This is a genomic window from Paraburkholderia sp. PGU19 (assembly GCF_013426915.1).
Classification (GTDB): domain Bacteria; phylum Pseudomonadota; class Gammaproteobacteria; order Burkholderiales; family Burkholderiaceae; genus Paraburkholderia.
The window spans coordinates 61521-82860 of sequence record NZ_AP023181.1; the positions used below are offsets into that span (position 1 = coordinate 61521).

A 21340-nucleotide genomic window follows, 5' to 3' on the forward strand; every position below is an offset into this window, starting at 1 on the left:
ATGTTTGGAAAACTTACGCTCGATGCGATTCCATATCACGAGCCCATCATCATGGGCACGCTCGGCGTCGTCATACTGGGTGGCCTCGCGCTGCTCGGAGCCATCACCTATATCGGCAAGTGGACGTATTTGTGGAAGGAGTGGATTACGTCCGTCGATCACAAGCGGATCGGCGTGATGTACATCATTCTCGCGCTCGTCATGCTGCTGCGCGGTTTTGCCGACGCGATCATGATGCGCGCGCAGCAGGCTGTCGCCTTCGGTGATTCAGCGGGCTATCTGCCACCGCATCACTACGACCAGATCTTCACCGCGCACGGCGTGATCATGATCTTCTTCGTCGCGACGCCGCTGATTCTCGGCCTGATGAACGTCGTCGTGCCGCTGCAGATCGGCGCGCGCGACGTTGCGTATCCGTTCGTCAATTCACTGGGCTTCTGGCTGTCGGCCGTCGGCGCGGTGCTGGTGATGATCTCGATGTTCGTCGGCGACTTCGCGGCGACGGGCTGGGTGGCTTACCCGCCGCTGTCCGAGCTTGGCTACAGTCCAACCACGGGCGTCGACTATTACATATGGTCGCTACAGGTGTCCGGTTTAGGGACGACGCTGAGCGGCATCAACTTCATCGTGACGATTCTACGCATGCGCGCGCCGGGTCTGAACCTGATGAAGATGCCCGTGTTCTGCTGGACGGCGCTGATCACGAACATCCTGATCGTCGCGGTGTTCCCCGTGCTGACGGGCACGCTCGCGCTGCTGACGATGGACCGCTATCTCGACATGCACTTCTTCACGAACGAGCTGGGCGGCAACGCGATGATGTACATCAACCTGATCTGGGTGTGGGGCCACCCCGAGGTGTACATCCTGATTCTGCCCGCGTTCGGTGCGTTCTCGGAAATCATCGCCACGTTCTCCGGCAAGCCGCTGTTCGGCTACAAGTCGATGGTGTATGCAACGGCGTCGATCGGCGTGCTGTCGTTCTTCGTGTGGCTGCATCACTTCTTCACGATGGGTTCGGGCGCGAACGTGAATGCGTTCTTCGGCATCATGACGTCGATCATTTCGGTGCCGACGGGCGTGAAGCTGTTCAACTGGCTCTTCACGATGTATCGCGGCCGGATTCGCTTCCATACGTCCACGCTCTGGACGATCGGCTTCATGGTGACGTTCGCCGTGGGCGGCATGACGGGCGTGCTGCTCGCCGTGCCGGGCGCGGACTTCGTGCTGCACAACAGCCTGTTTCTCGTCGCGCACTTTCACAACGTGATCATCGGCGGCGTGGTGTTCGGCTGTCTCGCGGGCATCAGCTACTGGTTCCCGAAAGTGTTCGGCTTCACGCTCGACGAGTTCTGGGGCAAGGTCGCGTTCTGGTGCTGGCTGGTCGGTTATTGGCTCGCGTTCACGCCGCTGTATATCCTCGGCTTCCAGGGCATGACGCGCCGCATGAATCATTACTCGGTGGCCGAGTGGCATCCGTGGCTGATCGTTGCGCTCGTAGGTGCCGTGGTCGTCGGCATGGGCATTCTCGCGCTGCTGATCCAGTTCGCGGTGAGCATCCGCAAGCGCGAGCAGTATCGCGATCTGACGGGCGATCCTTGGGATGCGCGCAGCCTCGAATGGTCGACGGCATCGCCGGCGCCGTTCTATAACTTCGCGCATGTTCCCGTCATCACGTCGCTCGAACAGCATTGGGACAACAAGCAGTCGGGCAGCGCTTACGCCAGGCCCATGAAAAAGTACGAGGACATTCATATGCCGCGCAACACGGCGGCGGGCTTCATCATCTCGGCGTTCAGCCTGCTGTTCGGCTTCGCGATGGTGTGGCACATGTGGGTGTTCGCGATCGTCGCGCTGATCGGCATGATCGGCACGTTCATCGCGCGCTCTTACGATCAGGATGTCGACTACTACGTGCCTGCTGCCGAAGTGGAGCGGATCGAGAACGCGCGCTACAGGAAGATCGAAGACGAGCGTGACGAAGAATTTGCGGAGATGGCCTGACCATGACAAGCGTATCGACCTATCGGGGCAGCGAGCATCACGACGCGCACGGCCACGATCATGACCACGACAGCGGAACCCGCACCACGCTCGGGTTCTGGATTTACCTGATGAGCGACTGCCTGATCTTCGCGACGCTGTTCGCGACCTTCGGCGTGCTCGCCAATGCGACGGCGGGCGGGCCGACGGGCAAGGAGCTGTTCGAGTTGCCGTATGTGCTGGGCGAAACCTTGCTGCTGCTCGCCAGCAGCTTCACGTTCGGCATGGGCGTGCTGAGCATGAACGCGAACCACCGCGGCAAGGTGGTCGGCTGGCTGGCCGCGACCTTCGTGCTGGGCGCGGCCTTCATCGGCATGGAAATCTATGAGTTCGCCCATCTGATCAGTGACGGCGCTGGCCCGTCGACGAGCGCCTTCCTGTCGGGCTATTTCACGCTCGTCGGCACGCACGGTCTGCACGTGACGACGGGGCTGCTTTGGATCGTCGTGATGATGCATCAGATCAGCCGCTTCGGTCTGACGCCCGTCACGCGGCGGCGCATTGCGTGCCTGAGCCTCTTCTGGCACTTCCTCGATCTCGTGTGGATCTGTGTGTTCAGTCTTGTCTATCTGCGTGAATTTCTATGAGCAAAACATCTGGATCGAATGTGACGCATGATCACGTTCATGATGCGTCGCATGGCAGCGTGAAGAGCTATGTGGTGGGCATGCTGCTGTCGCTGGTGCTGACGTTTGCGTCGTTTGGCGTGGTGATGACGCATGTCGTGCCGCGCTCGATGGGGCTGACGGCGGTGGTCGTGCTGTGTGTCGTGCAACTCGTGGTGCAGTTGCGGTATTTCCTGCACCTGGGTTCATCCGCGGATCAACGCTCGAACACGGGGATTTTCGTGTGTACGGGGTTGCTGATCGCAATCATCGTCGCGGGTTCGCTGTGGGTCATTCACAACGCGAACGTCAACATGATGCCGACGCAGATTTCGATCGAGCGCGCATTGGCGCGCGATTGACAAGTGCTTTGCGCCCGGTGTAACCGGGCGCTTTCTCTGCCGTTCGCTTCACGCGTTCCCGGGTGAAGCGAACATCGGGCGACTCAACTCATCGCGTCAGCCATTCCGGCTCGCACGCACCCAGCGGCAACAGCGGATATTTGTAGCGCCCGGGTGTGCGCGACATATACACCTGCTCCGCGACGCCCTTGTAAAACCCCATGGGTGTCTCTGCCAGCAGTGGATCGGGATCGACGTAGGCGTGTTCGTCATTCGATCCCGCCATCGTACGCGCGTATTTCTGGTCGAAGATGCCCATCGACATGAGCCACGCGACGGCGCGCGAAAGCGACACCGATACCGTGTAGCTGCCGCCTTCCGTGGCGCGGCGTTTCAACGCCTGGAGCACGCCAGCCGTGCCGAGCCACGCAACCACGTAGTCGCTGATGATGGAAATTTGCGGTGTGGTGTGCGGCGTGAGCGTCGGCGTGTCCGTGCCGCCGAGGCTTTCCAGCCAGTACGGCCCGGCATAGGCACCCGTCGATACATCGAAACCCGTGCGCTCGGACCACGCGCCCTCGCGCCCGGCGAAGTACACGGTCGCGCTGATCAGCCCGGGATGCTTTTTGCACAACTCGTCCGGCGCGAGCCCGTAACGGTCGAGAAATCCCGAACGGCGATTCGAGAAGAAGATGTCGGCACCTTCCAGCAACTGGTCGAAGCGCTGGCGCGCCGTTGCATCGTCGAGATCGAGCCGCGATGAGCGCAAGCCGACGTTCGACGTGTAGTGGAACAGGCTGTGTTCATAGTCCGACTTGCGCCAGATGTTCAGCACATCCGCGCCGTGCAGCGCCAGCGCGCGGCCGAGACCCGCACCCGCGATCACATGGCCGAGGCCCAGCGCACGAATGCCGCCGAGCACATCGCCGCCTTGCTGGAACGGAATGGGATCGCTATCGGCGACTTTCTCGATGGAGATCAGCGGCTGGCTTTTGAGTACATTCTGGAATACGTCGAGTTCAAGGAACTCCTGCGGCGAACGCACCATATAGAGCGGAATCCCCGCCTTGCCGCCGGCTTCTTCCAGTTCCGCTGCATTCCACTGCGCGACCGCCTTCGCAACGGACTCGTGTCCCGGCGGGCACTGCAACAGTTGCAGCGCGGTATTGCGCATCTGCGGGTAGTTGCAGATGAAGAACACCCAACGCCCATCCTTGCACTGATGGAAGTTGGCGGTGACGCCCGTGTTCTCGTCGGAGCCCATATTGCCGGGCAGACCGTTCACGAGTTCGAGCGTACCCTCGTGAAACGTGGCGAAGCGGCGCAGCGCCTTGCGTACGTCGACGTGAATGTTCTGGCTTTGCCCGGTTTTCATGCGCCAGATCGACGCGATCTGCGCGGCCTTGACGGCGAGCCCGATGGCGGAAAAAGTGCCGAAGCGCAGCACGCTCGGCACGATGGGGTCCTTGCCGTAAAAGCTGAGTTTGCCGCCGAACTCGCTCAGTGACGCGCCGATCGAATTCAGAACCGTTTCGGTTTCACCGTGGATGTCGAACTCGTCGCTGACGGTACGGCTCGCCAGATGCTGGCGAATTTTTGCTTCAAGCTGATATTTGTCGACTTGCATACAGATTGAATTGGGGTTGAAGGTTGCGTCAGCGGGTTGGCTAATAAAGCGCGATGCCCGTGATCCGCCCATGCGTGAGCAGCGTCTGTTTCTCGCCAGTGAGCAAGTTCACCTTGACGATGTTGCCATCCAGGTCGGCCACGAAAGCGCGGTTGCGCGGCGCGTCGAGCGCGAGGCCGATCGCTTCGGCAAAGCCGGTACAGATCACCTTGTAGTCTGTGAGGCCGGCCGTTGTGAGCTTTGCGCTATTCAACGAATTGCCGTCGGGTGCCGCGCCGCGATCGGTCCAGTAGAGCGTGTCGGTGGTGGCATCGATTTCGAGGTCGATCGGCTCGGGCAGGCCGTCTAGCAGCAGCTCGATGTCGGTGCGCGTGGCAGCCGTCTCGCCCGTGGCCATCTGCAGGGGTGCACGGAAGATGCGTCCCTCGCCGCCCTTCGCGGGGCCTTTCTGCGTCCACAGGAAGGCGTCGCGCTTGTGGTCGACGGCGATGCCGACGCACTGGTTCAGCACCTCTTCCTTGCCACCGGCTTGCACCGAACGGTCGACGAGTTGCGTCAGCGCGCCGCCGTCCGTGCCGCTGCGCCAGATTGCGGCGCCTTCGCGGTCGCACCAGTACAACCGTGCAGCCGCGCGGTCGAGATACAGTTGTTTGGGCGTTCTGATTGCACCCTTGCCGACCAGCAGGTGCCGCTCGCTGCCGTCCAGCCGTGCGGCTTCGACCGTGCCGTCGTCCTTGTGGAAATCGGCGCCCATGTTGGTCCAGTACACGAGGCCTTGCGCCGTGTCGATCTGGATACCGTCGGGCGTGCCGCCCAGATCGGAGAGCAACACGCGGGCGTGATTGCCATCGCAGTCGAGCGCGATGATAGAAGGCGGGCTGATGCACAACGCAAGCAGCGTTTGCATGGTGGATGACTCTGCGTTCATGAGTTGCATGCCCTGACGTTATTGCGCCGTTTTGCGACCGCTGTTGATGATGGCGATTTCTCTTTCGTCGCGTGCTTCGGCCAGTTGTGCAATCGACCGGTCGCCGTAGCCGCTTTCGATTTGCTCGACGAGCAGCTTCTTCGTGGCCTCGTCGAAATGCACGGTCGATTCAAGCTGTTCGCGCCAGCGCGTTTCCATGCCGGGCGCGAGATGGTCGACGAAATGCGGAAAGCCGCCATCGCCCCCGCCGAGATGGAACGACAGGAACGGTCCGTTGGTCGCCCAGCGAATGCCAAGTGAGTTGGTGACGACGCTGTCGAGGTCGGCGACCGTGATCACGCCCTGGCTCACCAGATAGACGCACTCGCGGAAAATCGCCGATTGCAGGCGATTCGCGACGAATCCGTCGATTTCCTTGCGAATCTCCAGCGGACACTTGCCGAGCGCGCGATAGAAGTCAAGCGAAGCATCGATCAGTGCGCGGCTCGTCTGCGGATTAGGCACCACTTCGACGAGCGGCAGCAGATGAGGCGGATTGAACGGATGCCCGATGACGAGACGGCCGGGCGTTTGCATCTGCGTGGCCTGAATCGAAGCGGGGATGCCGGAGCTGGACGAGAAGAACAGGCAGTGCTCGGGCGCGGACTGTTCGATGGTTGCCCAGAGAGCGGTCTTGAAGTCGGCGCGCTCGGGGCCGTTTTCCTGAACGAAATCCGCATCGGCAACGGCTTTGGCGAGATCAGGTTCGAACGACAGACGCTCAAGCGCGGCATTGACGCCGTGGCCGAGCGCCTGTAGCGCCAGCATGGCCCGCATCACGTAGACGCGCACTTTTGATTCGATGCCGGGCTGCGGGTCGTTGATGACCACGCGCATGCCGTTGGCGAGAAAGAGCGCGGCCCACGATGCGCCGATCACGCCGCCGCCAATGACTACGATCTTCTTTTGATCGAGAGGATATTTGACTTTTGAGGTGTTCATGACTGGTTTTCTTGTTATGTAATGAAAAGATTGATATCGAAAACGAAGAAATTGATTTTGAAAAAATGAAAAATCAGCGCTTATAATTTATATTTCGTATAACTAATAGCCTGATATTCCATTGAATTTCAGATTAACACCCGAATGGAAAAATCATTTCGGTTCGAAACAATTTTCTCCAAAAATACGCAGGAGGCATGGATCATCCGCGACTGAACGGGGCAGTCGCTTACGGGCAACCTGGGGAATGTGCGCCAGGCTCCTGGAATTGAGGTCGTGTTCGACTATCCAGGAAGCGGCGTGGAATGTCGGGTGGAGATGTCAGCGTGATAGCGCGGCGTGCCAGCAGCCGGGCAAGCGTGGCGGCCGCCTTGACGGCGCGGCGCTAATTCCCGAATGGGCGCCGGTGCGGCCGGGCGGCGCCCAGCCGGAGGAGAAAATGCAGCGATCCGGCGCCGTCACGCGCCGACAGAATGCCAGGGCCAGCCCATCAAACCCGCGCTGTTCTCTGGATTTCACCTATCTCGCTGTCTGAACGGCGCATCGCGCGCCACATCACCCTGATAGAACGCGGCGAAGCGATCGAGTTGCCGCTGTGCATCGGCGGGATCGACACCTTCGGCCAGCACCGCGCTCGAAAACCCCGTGCGTTCCATCTGAATCAACTGATCCGCGAGCACGTCGCCCGTTGCGCGCAGATCGCCATTGAAGCCGAGCCGCCGACGAATCAGATACGCCTGGCTGAACGCCCGGCCATCGGTGAAGCTCGGAAAATGAAGCTCGATACGTTGAGCTTGCGCGATAGCCTCGCTGTGAGCGAACGGATCGGCGTCGTTATCGAGCGTAACGACATGCGCGACTGCATCGGCGAGATGGTCGGGCGCAGCAAGAATGCGGATACGTGATCTCATGCGGAAACCTCCATCGGTGCGCGGACGGCATTGGCCGCCGCCTTGAACGGATCGAGCCCGATACGCCGCACCGTTTCGATAAAGTTCTCGCGACGCGGCCCCGTGTCCGTTCTCTGTTCGACATACGCTCGCAGGACGGCCTCGATCACATCGGGCACTTCGTGCGCGGAGAACGACGGCCCGATCACCTTGCCCGCTTGCGCAGCGCCACTTGCATGCGATCCATCGGAGCCGCCAAGCGTGACCTGATACCACTCGGCGCCATCCTTGTCGACACCGAGAATGCCGATATGTCCGCTATGGTGATGCCCGCACGAATTGATGCACCCGCTGATATGCAGATCGACTTCGCCGATATCTTCCAGTTCGTCCATGTCCTGATAGCGCTCGGTGATCGCCTCGGCGACAGGCAGCGAGCGCGCATTCGCCAGCGCGCAGAAATCGCCGCCGGGACACGCGATCATATCCGTCAGCAGATGCACGTTGGCGCTCGCGAGTCCCACGCTGCGTGCGGCTTCCCACAACGCGAGCAGATCGTTCTCATGCACCCACGGCAGCACGATATTCTGCGTATGCGTGACGCGCGCTTCGCCCGCCGAGAAGCGGTCGACGAGATCGGCGACCTGATCGAGCTGATCGGCGGATGCGTCGCCGGGCGCCTGCAACAGACGCTTGAACGACAACGTGACGATGCGCAACGACGGATTCCGGTGCGGCGCGACATTGCGCTCCAGCCAGCGCGCGAATTGCGGAATATTGACGGACGCATCGTGAATCGCCTTGCGTGCAGCAGCGTCCGTTGGTTTATCGACAGAGCCGTTTGAAGGCTGCACGAAATACGCGCTGACGCGCTCCAGTTCTGCGCGTGGAATCGTATGCGGCCCGTCGTCATGCTCGACGATCTGGCGAAACTCTTCTTCCACCTCGTCGATGTACTTCTGGCCTTCCGCCTTCACGAGAATCTTGATGCGCGCCTTGTACTTGTTGTCGCGCCGCCCATACTGGTTGTACACGCGGACCACGGCCTCGATGTAGTTCATGATGTGCTGCCACGGCAAGAACTCGCGCAGCACCGTGCCGATGACAGGCGTGCGTCCCATGCCGCCGCCGACCGTCACCCGAAAGCCGAGTTCGCCGTTCTCGCCGTAACGCAGCCGCAGGCCGACGTCGTGCCAGTCGGTTGCCGCGCGGTCGTCGTGGGCACCTGTGATCGCGATCTTGAACTTGCGTGGCAGAAACGCGAACTCGGGATGCAACGTGGTCCACTGGCGCATGATTTCAGCGAACGGGCGCGGGTCCGCGATCTCGTCGGGCGCTACGCCCGCGCGCTCGTCGCAGGAAATATTGCGGATGCAGTTGCCGCTCGTCTGGATGCCGTGCATGTTGACGGTCGCCAGCAGGTCCATCACGTCGGCGGCCTTCGAGAGCGGAATCCAGTTGAATTGCACGTTGGTGCGCGTCGTGAAGTGCGCGTGATGCGTCGGCAGGCGAACCGTGCCGAGCTTGCGCTGGGCATCGAGTGCCTGCCGATAGACATCCGCTTCCGGCTCATCGTATTCGCGCGCCACGCGCGCGAGCACGCGAAGCTGCGCGCTCGACAACTCCCCATACGGCACCGCGACGCGCAGCATCGGCGCATGCCGTTGCACATACCAGCCGTTTTGCAGGCGCAGGGGACGAAAGGCGTCTTCGCTCAATCTGCCGTCCTGCCAGCGTTCGATCTGGTCGCGGAACTGCGCGGCGCGATTGAGCAGAAAGGCTTTGTCAAACTCGTTGTACTGATACATGGCTAACCTGGAGGGCGGCGAAAGCATGCATGTCCCGCTTTCGCCTTGGGACGCGGAACGATGGCCGATAGCATCGGCATGTTCGCTTGAATCTACTGGCGCACGCATCCGCAGACAAGACGCAGATGACGCGAAAATGACCGCAGCAGATGAGAAAACCGGGCCGCGCGCGCCAGGACGCAGGCAGTCCGGTTAGAGAGAAGAGGGGAGTTGAGGCTGCTTTGGGTGCGAGCTTATTCAGGCAGCGCCGTGGTCTGCGGAATCATCGCAGCCTGGCCATGCAGTTTGCCGTGCTCGTCGATGAGTTGCCACACGGTCGCGCGTTCGATCCAGAAACGGTGGCCCGTCTTCGCGATGCGTATGCCGCGATAGCCGGTGACGAAGCCGTCGCGTGTCACTTGGTCGAGAAACGCCTGACGTTCGCTGCGTTCCGGCGCTTCTGCGGAAAGGCGTGAGGGGAGCGCGGTGATTTCGTCCCAGTCGTAGCCAAACAGCGTTTGTACGCGACGGTTTCCGTAGACGAACACGGGGTCCTCCGCCGTGTTGTGCGCGAGCAGCCCGAAGGGCGCATCGTGATACAGCCACGCGACGGCATCTTCCGCGCGCTCATGCTTCGGTACGAGTTCTGTGCCCAGCAGACGTGCATAGCTCCCTGTGAGCAGGTTGAAGAAATTCAGGTCGGTGCGTAAATCCATGGGTTTTCCATCTTCAGGCCGTGTCGAAAGACATTCTAGCGTGGCCTCGAATCTCGTGAAGAAGTCATGCCCGTATCCACGAGAAGTTACCCGACACGATCGCTTCGAACCGCTCGTCGCTGGCTTCGAGAATGCTCTGCTTCCAGTACGCGCCATGTTCCGAGTAGTGGGCGAGGAGATCGGCGAGGGTTTCGCCTGTCGGTGCATCGGCGAATGGCACGCGCACCAGCAGCACGACATTGCCATAGTCGGAATCGAGTCCGAGTTGCGCCTGGTCTTGCGCATACACGAGCAGATTCGCTTCGAGCATGAGCCGGTAGACGGTCGTGATGCGTCCCGCCGTCACTGCGCCGAAGTCGAAGCTCAGGTAGATCGCGTCCGGATCTTCGTCGAAACAGTCGAGCCGCACATCGAGCCCGCCCACTTCGATCGAATGTGTCTGCAACACGTGCTCGACGTCGGGCAAGCCGACAGCCTCGCACAGTGACGCAACGAGTTCTGCATAACGATCTTCACTCACGGTGCGAATACCCGCTCAAACAAAGGAGAATCCTGCAAGGCGTCGAACGGCTGACCGCTGCGCGAGCGGTCAGCCAGCCTGCGTTACGATGCCTGCGCGGCCTTCTGGATGCTCGACGCACCCGACTTCATCGCTTCGCCGAGCGCCTGCAGCAGGCTTGCATTCGATTGCGCTTGCGCGATTTCGAGCTGCTGTTGGGCGTTGTTGTTGATCGTCGCTTCGGCGCTTGCCGTTGCGCTGCTCGAATTGACGCCGTTCGTGACGGCGCCCAGTGCGGATGTTGCTGCCGTTGCAATACCGGGCATGGTGGCTCTCCTGGAAAGTTCCGGCAGACGGTATGTCCAACCGGTGGTTGAAAAAGCGAATGAAATGAAGTTCGACGCAGTCAGCCGCGCAGCGCGTCCTCGCGCAACTGCCCGACGATGCGGCTCGCTGCGACGAGGCCGCGATAGATGCGGGCGCGCGCATCGCGGTCGGCGGCTGTGCCGTCGGGGGCGTGATTGAGTTGCTCGGCGCTCTCTTCGAGCGCCTTGCGCAGTTCGGCGACGCGCGCATCGGCGTCGGCGGCTGTCACGACGTTCTGCAACTGCATGAAGTGTTGCGCGTGGCGTTCAATGGCTTCGTACATGGTCATCTCCGTAACGTGTCGGCCGTCTGCGCGACGGACGTCTGGGGTGGGTCGAGCACATGCCGCGCGGCGGCAAGTCCGGTGAGCCGTTTTGCAAGCGGTGAGGGCGGCGGTTCGCTGACTGCCTTCGAAACGGGCGTCGTCGCATCGATTGCAGGCTGCTGGGTGTCGGCTGCTGCGGGCGCTGCGGCGTCGCTGGCCGCAGCGGGCGCGCTGGCGTTCGTGTCGTTGTCGAGAATGAAGATGTGCTTCACGCCATCGGGCGTTTGCGCATAGCGCACCGTATCCGACGACACGATCGCGATATAGCTCGCGCCCACCGGCGCATCAGCCTGCTCGGCGCCCGTTGCGTCGATGCGGATATCTTTCACGTTGGTAGGCAGGTCGGGACGGATACGCTTCACGCCTTGCTGTAACGCGTCCATGTCGACGTCCTTGCCCGCAATCGCAAATACGCCGCCGCCGTCGTAACGCACGCTGATGCCTGAAACGGGCAAGCTCTCGCCGATGCTGCGCCGGATCACTTCGGCGATGCCGTACTGCGCCTGCACATGCGGCGACGTGATCGCGGCAAGCAGGCGCCGCGCAGCGAGATTCTCAGATTCGTTCGCGACGAGGCCGCGAACGAGCACACCACCGTGACCATCGAGGGAGGCGCGCAGCTCGTTCAGATGCGCGGCCGCGAACTCGCGGTTGACGTTTTCCATCGCGGCGACGTCGTTGGGCAGCATCGATGCCTTCGCACGCGTCGTCATCGACAAGGCGCTGACACTCGCGATCACAATCAACGCCGCACAGGCCACGCCGAGCGCGACGAAGGTGCGGCGCCGCGAGCGCTGCTGGCCGCGTTTGTCGTCCTCGGGCTGGCCGGGCTTTAATAGCGTCGACAGCAGCGCGAGATCGCTGGGCCATTCGACATCGTCAGGCCCGATGCAGATCACGCTCTGGTCGAACTGCATCGGCAGAAAGTCGAGCATGAAGACGGGTGCGGTGTCTTCGACTCGTTCGGCCTCTGCGGCTTGCGTGTCGGTTTCGTTGTGTGGCGCTTCATCGCTTGCATTAACGGCGGCCTCTTGCGCGGCGAGCCGCCGCACGGTCACGACGTCGCCGTCGCCGACTTCGACGATCGCGGACGGCCCCGGCCAGTCGGTGATGCGAATGTCGGCGTCGTCGTCCGCGTCGATCCGGTGAAGACCGGGGCCGAGCGGTGCGGTTGCGCCAGCATGAATACCCGTCAGGATGCGCAGTTGTTTCATGAGTTCGGTCGGTCAGGCGGAGAAGCGAGGGCAGCTGTCGCGCTGTTTCGCTTCCTTCGATGAGTCGCAGATTAATGGACGCGTGGGCCGCGATATGTGTTGTTTGCGAAGGCACTCGCGCGTGCGCGAAGTGACGTTAAGTCGAGGATTCAGCGGGGCCAGCGGCATCGGATGGACGCGTGCTGCGCGCGCGTGCAATGCCACCGAGCGCCGCGTTCGCGCTCGCCGCGCGTCCTTCGCGGCCCGGCGACATTGGACCGCCTGCGACGAGCGCAAGCAGCGGCGCAAGGACGTTGCAAGCCTCTTTCGACGTATTCGTACGGGCTGCCGTGGCTGGCGTCGTTGGCAACGCTTCGCCCGTCTGCCGACGCACGGCGGCACGCGCCGTGGCATCCATCAGCGACTGGCGGACCTGGGCGAGCGAGGCGAGCGGCAATGCGCCTTCCTGCCGCCGCAGCACGCGCAATTGCGATAGCGCATCGTGCAGCGAGCGACCGGGCTTTAGCAACGCGTCGCACCAGGCACTGGCCAACGCTTCACGGCGCGATGAACCGGCGAGCGTCAGCGCATGCGCGGCAAATTCTGGCACGACGCCCGCTGCGCGCTTCGTACCGTCCGCGCCATCGAGCATGAGGTCGTCATCGTGCTTGCCACGTTGATGCTGCTGTTGCTGTTCGTCCTGCTGCTGTCCACCGCCGCGCGAGCCGCCATTACCGCCGTCGCGTGACACGCGCAGTGCGGCGGCGCTTCGCTGACGGTCGGTGTTTCTCGCATTCTGAGACGCTCGCGTGTTGGTGCCGGAGCGGCCCGTCGTTGGCCGGCGTGTCTGAGCAAAGCGCGTCGCGGCTGCCTTGCCCTGGCGCTTCTTCAAAAGCGCTTTCGCAAGGCGCCGCGCATTCGCCGAGCGCGCCTGCCCCTGCAAATGCGCGTGATGCGCGTGGGCGAAGCGCACGTTATTGCGCAGCGACGTGGCAAAGCGCGCGCGCGTCTGCTGCCGCGCCGGTTCCGTCGCGCCCCGTTGCGTCTGCGCGGCCTCTTGCGTGGCCGACGTGCCTGACGTCCCCGTGGCCGGACGAGAGTGAAGTGGGTTCATCGCTGCACGGCCGTCAGCAGCAACTGGTTCGCAAAGCGCAGGATCGCCGACGCACCGAGCGGCGCCACGACGACGAGCGCCACCACCACGGCAATCAGCTTGATGCCGAACGACAGCGTCTGATCCTGCAGCGACGTGATCGCCTGCAGGAACGACACCAGCAGGCCGACGCCAGCCGCGACGACCACGACGGGCAGCGACACGTACAGGCACAGCAGCAGCCCTTGCGTCGCGAGGCCGACGAGCGTATCGATAGTCATAGCAAGTCCGTAGTTGATGAAATGCGGCGCCTACCGGTAGCCGAGAATGAGGCCATGCATCAGCGTGGACCAGCCGTCCATCGCGACGAACAGCAGCAGCTTGAACGGAATCGCGACGTTGGTCGGCTGCACCTGGTTCAGGCCCATCGCCATCAGCACATTCGCGATCACGAGATCGATGACGATAAAGCCGATGTAAAGCAGAAAGCCGATCTTGAAGGCGTCAGTGAGTTCCGTCAGCGTGAACGCGGGCGCGAGCACGATCAGGTCGGTGTCCTTCAGCGCCTTCGCCTGCTGCGCGGGCCACAAGGCCGTCGCCGAGCGCAGGAAGAACTGCCGCTCGCGCGATTGCGCATGCGCTTCGAGGAAGGTGCGGAACGGCTCGCGCGCGGCGGCGATGCCCGCCGTCACGTTCTGCGTGACGTTGCCGGGCGCCTGGTTGGCCTGCATGCCCTGCATCGCGGAGAACGCGACGGGCGCCATGATGTACACCGAGACGATGATCGCGATGCCGTTGAGCACCATGTTCGGCGGCACCTGCTGGACACCGAGCGCGTTGCGCAGCAGCCCGAGCACGACGACGATCTTCATGTATGACGTGACCACCATCGCGATGAACGGGATCACGCTGATCGCCAGCACGACGATCAGCAGCCCCGTGATGTCACCTGTCTGAATCGCCGGCATAAGCCATCCTCGTGATACGTACGCCCAGATGTTCGCCGACACAGACGATCTCGCCATAGCCGACCGTTTGCCCATGCGTGACGAGACGCACGGGCGTATCGAGCACAGGCGCGGCCAGTTCGATCACATAGCCTGGGCGCAGCGCGGCGAGTTGCGCGAGCGGCAGCGCCACGCTGTCGATTTCGAATTGCACGGGCAGATCGAGCAGGCCGATATCGAGCGGAGCGTCTTCGCTGTCGTGCTGCCAATTGCCGTGCGCGTCGGGTTCGGTGGTTTCATCGGGCGCCACCGCGTCGGTTTCGTGCAGCGCTTCGCCGTCTCCGGGCAACGTGTCGGGCCAATCGGCCTGCAAGGGTTCTTCGTTCATGATGGGTTTCTCTTCTACAGTGACCTGCGTGCCGTCGATCACGACACACGCATGAATGCGCCGCATACCCGTTGCCGTCGCGCCCCATGTGGCGCGCGCGGCGAACGCGGCGTTGCGGTTCAGCGCTTGCGCGACGGAAGGTGGGAAGGCGCGCAGCACGACATCGCCGGGACGAAGCGACTGCAATGCGGCAAGCGGAACATGCCGGGCGCCAAGCGCGATCGACCCAGCGACGCAGACTGGCGATGCTGAAGCGAACATTTCCGTTGCTTGACGCGACGGCAACGCGGCGAGCCGTTTATGCAGCACATCGAGCGTCGCGCCGGATGCGCCGATCGAAAGCCGATGCACGACACCTTCATGCAGCAACGCGACGTCGAAGCGTTCGCCGCTCACAACGCCCGCAGGCGCGCGTTCCACCGACGCCACACGCCAGCGCCCCAGGCCCGCTGCCTGAAAGCGCTGCACGAGCGGCGCGAGCAGCGCGTTGGCGAGCGTGCTGCGCAATGCGTGCCGTGGGCGGTCGCCCGCGCTGGCCGCGACGATCTGCAACGCGGGATAGCGCGCCAGATCGAGATCGATGTCGAGCGTGCCTTCCAGATGCGCGAGCACGATGCGGCCCGCTTCGTCGAAGGTCGTGTCGTGCGTGACAGAAGGCGCGATTTCGAGCGCATCGATGGCGCCGAGCTGGCGCAACGCATCGAGATGACGCGCATCGCACAGAACCCGGGCGGCTCGCGCTGCATCGGGCGTGACGCGGCGCAGCTTCTCTGCATACGGATGTTCGGTAGACACAGTGGACAAAGGCGCGAGCTAGTGGATAGTCAGTTCGAGCGTGCGTGCTTCGCCTTGCGAAGCGAGCACCTGGCGCAACTCGCGTTCGAGCAGGCCGGCATGATGCAAGAGTAGTTCGCGCGTATCAGCGGACTCGATGTCGAAGCGAAGCAAGAGAACCGAGGGCGAAAGCGTCAGATGCAACTGCGTGCCGGGCAGCCGCTGCGGATCGATGCGCATGGCCACTTCCCAGTGGCCGGCCTGCCGGATCGCGGGATTCGACGCGAACTCGACGACATGCCGCGCGAGCACATGCGCGAGTTCGAGCATCTGTTGCTCGCGTCGCAGCACAGCGGCGACGACACGCTGACTCGCGCTGCCGATGCGTTGCGCGAGCGATTCTTCCGCAGGATGTTCCTGCTGAGCCTCGTCATCGAGCGACACCGCGAGAGGATCGTCGCGTCGCAAGAGCGCGGCGAAATCCGCATGCCGTGCGCGGCGCATGCGCGCGCCCGCCGAAGCAGGTGACGCCTGCGCGGGCGCCGCGATCACGCGCACGGGACGCGATGTGGTTCTCGACATGCGTTGCCTCAGGCCGTCACGTGGCCAATCGGCTGCAGTTCCAGATGGCCGCCGAGTTCCTGATATGAATAAACAGAGAGCCAGCCGAGCCGTCCTTCGATCATGCGCCGCACGTAGCGCCGGATATCCATCGACGTGACGAGCGCGATGCCGGGACGCGGCGCCAGCCCCGCAAACGACTCGATGCTGTCGACCAGAAAGTTGATCTGATCAGGCGGCAGCGCGAGGTAATTGCCCGTCGGCGTCTGCTTGATCGCCTGGCGAATATGCTGTTCGACGGGCGCGTCGAGCAGGATCGCGGGCAGGATGCGCGCGCCGAGCGCGGCGCGATGCGCGAGAAAGCGCGCGAGATCGCCGCGCACGTACTCGGTCAGCATCAGCACGTCTTTCTCTTTCGGTCCCCACGCAATCAGGCTTTCCATGATGTTGCGGATATTGCGGATCGGGATCTGTTCTTCGAGCAGCCGCCGCAACACATCGGCGATACGCTGCGGCGGCAGCACTTTTTGCACTTCGGCGAGCAGACCCGGATACTCGATGCCAAGCTGTTCCTGAATCCATTGCACTTCATTGACGCCGAGAAATAGCGACGCATTGCGACGGAGCAACTGCACGCAGACATGCGCGATCACCTGTTCGGCGCGCCAGCCAGACGTCTTGTCGGTGAGCGTGGCCCCGTCGTGCCAGTAGCTCGGCTGCGTCGTGCCGTCGATCGGTTCGCGCTGCTCGCAGCGTTCGGCGAGCGCCTGCGCCTGCGTGTCGTCTGGCTGTGCTGCCAGCCGTTGCGGCAGGTCGGCGAGCAGCACCTTGCCTTGCGGCAATTCGAGCGTGAACGATGGCACGTCGTGCATCAGGAACTCACAGGTGGACGGCGCGAGCTTCTCGCTGATCCACATATGAATGCCCGGAAACGGCAAACCGAGTTCTTCCTGCAACGACGTGCGCTCGGTTTCGAACGCGTGATTGAGCCGGTCGACGGCGAGCCGTCCGCGCAAGTCCGGCGCAAGGCGCACGCCGAGCGCGCAGGAAAATGCGGGCGGCACGCTGGAGATAGCGGGCGTTTCGCTCTTCGCGCCTGCGCGCTGCATCGAACGCACGGCTTCGAGGTCTTCGAATGCGCGCGATGAACCGCGCTTTTTCAGCTTCCAGGCTGTGAAGCCGAGAATGCCGCTCAACACCAGAAAAAGCGGCCACGGAAAGCCCGGCACGGCGGCGAACGCAACCAGCAGCAGCGCCGCGAAGCCGAGCGCGGGGGCGCTGCCCATCAGTTGCTTGCCGATCTCCGCGCCGAGCGAGCGCGGTTTCTCGTCGCGATCGTCGGCGACGCGCGTGATCATCACGCCTGCCGCAACGGACAGCAGCAACGCGGGCAATTGCGCGACCATCGCGTCACCCACCGAGAGAATCGAAAAGCGGTTCGCCGCTTCGCCCGCCGTCATGCCGTGATACAGCACGCCCACGGCAAGACCCGCAACGATGTTGATCATCGTAATGATCAGACCCGCGACGGCGTCGCCCTTGACGAACTTCATCGCGCCGTCCATGCCGCCGTGCAGCGCGCTTTCGAGCGCGAGCGTCGCGCGCTTGTGGCGCGCTTCGTCGGCGGTCAGCAGATTGGCGCGCAGGTCGGCATCGATGCTCATCTGCTTGCCGGGCATCGCGTCGAGCGTGAAGCGCGCGCCGACTTCCGCGACGCGCTCCGAGCCTTTGGCGATCACGATGAACTGCACCAGCGTGATGATGATGAAGACCACCATGCCGACCACCAGATTGCCGCCCACCACGAGCTTGCCGAAGCTGTCGATGATGTCGCCCGCTTCGGCATGCAGCAGGATCGATTTAGTTGACGCGATGCTGAGCGACAGACGGTAGAGCGTGGTGAACAGCAGGATCGACGGAAATGCTGACAGCGAGACGACGCTCGGCACATAGAGCGTGATCATCAGCAGCGTGACGGCCGTGGCGATGTTCAGGCCGACGAGTATGTCGATCATGAAGAATGGCAGTGGCAGGATCATCAGCGAGACGATCGCGACGATCATCACGAGGATGCCGATCTCGCCGCCGGCGGGGAGTTTGAGTGTCTTGAGCATGAGCGTGTGTGGAGCGAAGCGGGAATGTGTAGAAGGCGGCGTGCGTTCAGCTTGACAGCGACGGCGCCGCATCGGCTTCGCGCGGCAGTGCCAGCGAATCGACCCAGCGCAAAATCGCGGCGACGGCTTCGAACAGTTCGTCGGGAATCGGCTCGTCGAGTTCGACCTTGTAGAGCGCGCGCGCGACGGGCGGATGCCCGACGATTGGCACGCCCGCGAGCTGCGCGTCGCGGCGCATCTGCAGCGCCGCGTCGTCCATGCCTTTCGCGATCACCACGGGCAGAGGGTATTCGTCGGGCGCATAGCGCACGGCGACCGCGTAGTGCGTCGGGTTGACGACCACCATGCTCGCGGTCGCGATCTTGCGCGGCGCAGATGTCGCAAGCTCGCGCGCGAGCCGCCGCCGCTCGCCCTTGATGATGGGATCGCCTTCGTCCTGCTTGAATTCGCGCTTGATCTCGTCCTTGCTCATTTTCTTGTCGCGAATGAAGAGGAACTTCTGCAGCTTGAAATCGACGCCGCCGAACACGACATACAGCGCGGCTGCGACCGCGAGCAGCCGGATCACGACGAAGCTCGCGAGCCTGGACAACTCGGGCAACGACTGGAACAGGGAGCCCGTGACGAGCGGCAGCAGGCCCGTGACCGTCTTCCACATCACGATGGCGAGCACGATGCCCTTGATGGTCATCTTCGCGAGTTCGAGCAGCGACTTGAGCGAGAAGATGCGCTTGATGCCCGCCATCGGGCTGACGTTCTCGAACTTCAGGCCGACGGCCTTCATCGAAATCATGATGCCCGTTTGTCCCGCGAGCGCGGCGACGGCGGCGAGAATCGCTGCGCCGATCATCGGCAGCAGGGTGCCCGCCATGCGCGAGCCGATCTGGTTCACCGCGAGCAGCAACGTCGTCATGTCGTGCGGGCCGGCGACGAATTTCAGCGCGATCGAAATGCACGAGCGCAAGCCATCGACCATCTTGTCACCCGTCGCCATCAGCATGCCGACGCCCACGGCCAGCAGCGCGCCGTCGACAAGATCCGTGCTTTTCGCGACCTCGCCGTCCTCGCGCGCCTTGCGCAGGCGTTTCTCGGTTGGCTGTTCGGTTTTGTCGTCGCTCATGGGCGCTCCTTTACGTGCTGGCGCAGTGTAGGGCGCTCCACATAGCGGCCGTCCAGGCGAGGCGAAGCCCCGGTCTCGAACGCGAAGCAGGGCAAAACAGCACGCGCGATCCGTCGCCAGGTTCGCTTTCGGACGACTTGCTTCGGTTGCAGTGCGAGCATTGCGGCACCGGCTTGATACCTTGCGAAGCGATGACGCCCCGCGTCCTGTTTTCATCAAGAGGGTCCACGCCATGCTCGCGAAATCGTCACAACCTGGGTCACAACCCGCTTCCTCTCACGCCGCGCCGAACTATCTGCAATGCGGCGATGCAACCTTGAACGCGCTGATCGAGGTTGCATCGGCGGGTCTGTTCCGGCATTTCCCGCAAGCCAGCGCCGACACGACCGATATCGAACTGGTGCTCGACGCGTTGCGCGCGTTCCGCCCCAAGGTGGCCGAGATCGACACGCTCGCGGGCGTGCTGCATATCGCCAACGGCCGCTGGGACGAGGGGTCGCGCACGCTGCGCGACGTGATCGACGCGGCGCCGTCGTTTGCCTATGCGAAGGCGATGTACGCGTACTGCCTCGCGGCGCAGAAGGACGCTGGCTGGCGTCAATGGGCCGACCAGGCGTTGGAAGGCGAGGCGGGCCCGGAAACGCGCGCGCTGGTCCGTGCGCTCACCGTGCGTGCCGATCTCGAAGCCGCGCGCGCCAACCATCGCGGCGGCGAGTTCGTGCTGCCGGAGTCGTATCGCGAGCTCGCCGAAGAGCAGGAGAACGCGCAGACGAAGACCGCGCGACAACCGTCGGGCGATGCGCCCGCGTTCGCGTCGCACGCTTTCTTGCGCGCCTGATAAGAGGAGCCGTTCATGTCGATCTCCACGATTGCCGAAACCGCCGTTCACGCCGCCGCCGATGCTGCGAAGCCCGAAGCTTTGCCGCAGATGCCCGCGGCCGAATCCGTCAGCCGTTTCGAAGACCTGATGCAGCAGCCGCTCGCCATGCCCGGCAACGACGCGACGCAGCACGCGGGCAGTCATTTTGTCGACGCGATCCGCAAGCAGGACGGCCAGATGGAAGCCGCGCTGGAACAGGTCGAGACACTGAGCGCGAACGCCGGATCGCTCACGCCGACGCAACAGATTGCGGCGGCTGCGCAGGTCTCGCTGAACCTGTCGCTTGCGCAGTTCGATTTCCAGACGAAGATGGCGGTGGTGTCGGCGTCGAAGTCATCGGCGGAAACGCTGATGAAGAACCAGTGATGAGCATCCAAACCCTCTCTCCGCTCGTGAAACGCACGCTGATGGGCGGCGTGCTGATCGCATGCGCGCTGCTCGCGGGCTGCAAGAAAGAGCTCTACACGGGCCTTGCCGAAGAGGACGTCAACGAGATGACCGTCGCGTTGCTGGAGCGCGGCGTATCCGCCGACAAGAGCACGCCGGACGGCGGCAAGACCTACACGCTGCAGGTCGACGACGGCGATATGGTGCGCGCGATGCAGGTGCTGCGCGAAAAAGGCCTGCCACACAGCAAGTTCGATGATCTCGGCAGTTTGTTCAAGAAGGACGGTCTGGTCTCGACGCCGACCGAGGAGCGCGTGCGCTTCATCTACGGGCTGTCGCAGGAGTTGTCGGGCACGCTGTCACATATCGACGGCGTGCTGGTCGCGCGTGTGCAGATCGTGATTCCGAACAACGACCCGCTTGCGCAGACCATCAAGCCGTCGTCCGCCGCCGTGTTCATCAAGTACCGGCCGGGCCTCGAACTCGATGCACTGGTGCCGCAGATCAAGAATCTCGTCGTGCATAGCGTCGAAGGGCTGTCGTACGACCAGGTCAGCGTGACGGGCGTGGCGGCGGATCAGGTGGATATCGATAGCCGCGTGACTGCGCATGCGCCCGTCTGGCCGTTCGTGCTGAGCGGGCTGTTCGCGTTGCTGGTAGCGGGCATTGGCGTGGGCTATGCGTTTCGTGCGCGGCTAAGCGGGATCGTCGCGCTGCTCAAGGCGAGGCTCGCGCAGCGTTTGCCGGGCCGCAGGCAGAAGTCGGCATGAGCATG

Annotated in this window: 23 protein-coding genes; 6 read left to right on the forward strand and 17 right to left on the reverse strand. The window is 63.0% G+C overall.

What is annotated here, in order from left to right; genetic code table 11:
- From cyoB to cyoD, 3 genes are read left to right on the forward strand one after another with little or no spacing between them, the layout of a single operon-like run.
- The gene (cyoB, locus tag H1204_RS30150) at positions 1-2004 is read left to right on the forward strand and encodes a cytochrome o ubiquinol oxidase subunit I (protein WP_180734254.1); all 2004 of its coding nucleotides are present in this window, start codon (positions 1-3) and stop codon (positions 2002-2004) included.
- 2 nt (positions 2005-2006) lie between these two features.
- A complete protein-coding gene (gene cyoC, locus H1204_RS30155; protein WP_180734255.1) occupies positions 2007-2630 on the forward strand; it encodes a cytochrome o ubiquinol oxidase subunit III in 624 nt (207 codons plus the stop codon).
- The gene (gene cyoD / locus H1204_RS30160) at positions 2627-3010 is read left to right on the forward strand and encodes a cytochrome o ubiquinol oxidase subunit IV (protein ID WP_180734256.1); all 384 of its coding nucleotides are present in this window, start codon (positions 2627-2629) and stop codon (positions 3008-3010) included. The genes cyoC and cyoD overlap by 4 nt, the downstream gene beginning before the upstream one ends.
- 88 nt (positions 3011-3098) lie before the next feature.
- On the opposite strand, the gene H1204_RS30165 is transcribed toward cyoD, so the two are convergent.
- The 17 genes from H1204_RS30165 to sctU all read right to left on the reverse strand — a co-directional run bounded on the left by H1204_RS30165 (position 3099) and on the right by sctU (position 19298).
- Positions 3099-4616 carry a CoA transferase gene (locus H1204_RS30165; RefSeq protein ID WP_180734257.1) on the reverse strand — a complete coding sequence of 506 codons (1518 nt, stop codon included), beginning with the start codon at positions 4614-4616 and terminating at the stop codon, positions 3099-3101.
- A 40-nt stretch (positions 4617-4656) separates the two neighbouring features.
- The gene (locus H1204_RS30170) at positions 4657-5523 is read right to left on the reverse strand and encodes a hypothetical protein (RefSeq protein ID WP_243468895.1); all 867 of its coding nucleotides are present in this window, start codon (positions 5521-5523) and stop codon (positions 4657-4659) included.
- Between the two features lie 39 nt (positions 5524-5562).
- Complete coding sequence (locus H1204_RS30175; RefSeq protein WP_180734259.1) at positions 5563-6525, reverse strand: 3-hydroxyacyl-CoA dehydrogenase NAD-binding domain-containing protein; 963 nt, start codon at positions 6523-6525, stop codon at positions 5563-5565.
- A 515-nt stretch (positions 6526-7040) separates the two neighbouring features.
- A complete protein-coding gene (locus H1204_RS30180; protein ID WP_180734260.1) occupies positions 7041-7436 on the reverse strand; it encodes a DUF934 domain-containing protein in 396 nt (131 codons plus the stop codon).
- Positions 7433-9223 carry a nitrite/sulfite reductase gene (locus H1204_RS30185; protein WP_180734261.1) on the reverse strand — a complete coding sequence of 597 codons (1791 nt, stop codon included), beginning with the start codon at positions 9221-9223 and terminating at the stop codon, positions 7433-7435. The genes H1204_RS30180 and H1204_RS30185 overlap by 4 nt, the downstream gene beginning before the upstream one ends.
- A 233-nt stretch (positions 9224-9456) precedes the next feature.
- Positions 9457-9918, reverse strand: coding sequence for an MEKHLA domain-containing protein (locus H1204_RS30190; protein ID WP_180734262.1), 462 nt, complete (start codon positions 9916-9918; stop codon positions 9457-9459).
- A 64-nt stretch (positions 9919-9982) separates the two neighbouring features.
- Positions 9983-10438 carry a CesT family type III secretion system chaperone gene (locus tag H1204_RS30195; RefSeq protein ID WP_007579462.1) on the reverse strand — a complete coding sequence of 152 codons (456 nt, stop codon included), beginning with the start codon at positions 10436-10438 and terminating at the stop codon, positions 9983-9985.
- An 83-nt stretch (positions 10439-10521) separates the two neighbouring features.
- The gene (locus H1204_RS30200; RefSeq protein WP_042308577.1) at positions 10522-10743 is read right to left on the reverse strand and encodes a hypothetical protein; all 222 of its coding nucleotides are present in this window, start codon (positions 10741-10743) and stop codon (positions 10522-10524) included.
- Between the two features lie 80 nt (positions 10744-10823).
- Positions 10824-11066, reverse strand: coding sequence for a type III secretion protein (locus H1204_RS30205; protein ID WP_180734263.1), 243 nt, complete (start codon positions 11064-11066; stop codon positions 10824-10826).
- A 2-nt stretch (positions 11067-11068) separates the two neighbouring features.
- On the reverse strand, positions 11069-12322 hold the full coding sequence (locus H1204_RS30210; RefSeq protein WP_180734264.1) for a type III secretion protein: 1254 nt from the start codon (positions 12320-12322) through the stop codon (positions 11069-11071).
- Positions 12323-12458: 136 nt separating this feature from the next.
- Entirely contained in the window at positions 12459-13415 is a 957-nt protein-coding gene (locus tag H1204_RS30215; RefSeq protein WP_180734265.1) for a hypothetical protein, read from the reverse strand.
- Positions 13412-13675, reverse strand: a complete 264-nt coding sequence (gene sctS, locus H1204_RS30220) for a type III secretion system export apparatus subunit SctS (RefSeq protein ID WP_180734266.1) — start codon at positions 13673-13675, stop codon at positions 13412-13414. The genes H1204_RS30215 and sctS overlap by 4 nt, the downstream gene beginning before the upstream one ends.
- 30 nt (positions 13676-13705) lie before the next feature.
- Positions 13706-14362, reverse strand: coding sequence for a type III secretion system export apparatus subunit SctR (sctR, locus tag H1204_RS30225; RefSeq protein ID WP_180734267.1), 657 nt, complete (start codon positions 14360-14362; stop codon positions 13706-13708).
- On the reverse strand, positions 14340-15524 hold the full coding sequence (gene sctQ, locus H1204_RS30230) for a type III secretion system cytoplasmic ring protein SctQ (protein WP_180734268.1): 1185 nt from the start codon (positions 15522-15524) through the stop codon (positions 14340-14342). Before sctQ ends, sctR begins: the two co-directional genes overlap by 23 nt.
- A gap of 18 nt (positions 15525-15542) precedes the next feature.
- Positions 15543-16085, reverse strand: a complete 543-nt coding sequence (gene sctP / locus H1204_RS30235) for a type III secretion system protein SctP (protein ID WP_180734269.1) — start codon at positions 16083-16085, stop codon at positions 15543-15545.
- A gap of 8 nt (positions 16086-16093) precedes the next feature.
- Positions 16094-18178, reverse strand: a complete 2085-nt coding sequence (sctV, locus tag H1204_RS30240) for a type III secretion system export apparatus subunit SctV (RefSeq protein ID WP_180734270.1) — start codon at positions 18176-18178, stop codon at positions 16094-16096.
- Between the two features lie 46 nt (positions 18179-18224).
- Entirely contained in the window at positions 18225-19298 is a 1074-nt protein-coding gene (sctU, locus tag H1204_RS30245; RefSeq protein ID WP_180734271.1) for a type III secretion system export apparatus subunit SctU, read from the reverse strand.
- A gap of 232 nt (positions 19299-19530) precedes the next feature.
- Here sctU and H1204_RS30250 point away from each other — a divergent pair, with 232 nt between their 5' ends.
- The 3 genes from H1204_RS30250 to sctJ are packed head-to-tail and all read left to right on the forward strand — an operon-like array spanning position 19531 to position 21335.
- Positions 19531-20136: an HrpB1 family type III secretion system apparatus protein gene (locus H1204_RS30250; RefSeq protein ID WP_180734272.1), complete on the forward strand. Its 606-nt coding sequence runs from the start codon at positions 19531-19533 to the stop codon at positions 20134-20136.
- A gap of 15 nt (positions 20137-20151) precedes the next feature.
- Complete coding sequence (locus H1204_RS30255; RefSeq protein WP_180734273.1) at positions 20152-20544, forward strand: type III secretion protein; 393 nt, start codon at positions 20152-20154, stop codon at positions 20542-20544.
- Between the two features lie 41 nt (positions 20545-20585).
- Positions 20586-21335 carry a type III secretion inner membrane ring lipoprotein SctJ gene (gene sctJ, locus H1204_RS30260; protein WP_243468974.1) on the forward strand — a complete coding sequence of 250 codons (750 nt, stop codon included), beginning with the start codon at positions 20586-20588 and terminating at the stop codon, positions 21333-21335.
- Positions 21336-21340 lie beyond the last annotated feature (5 nt).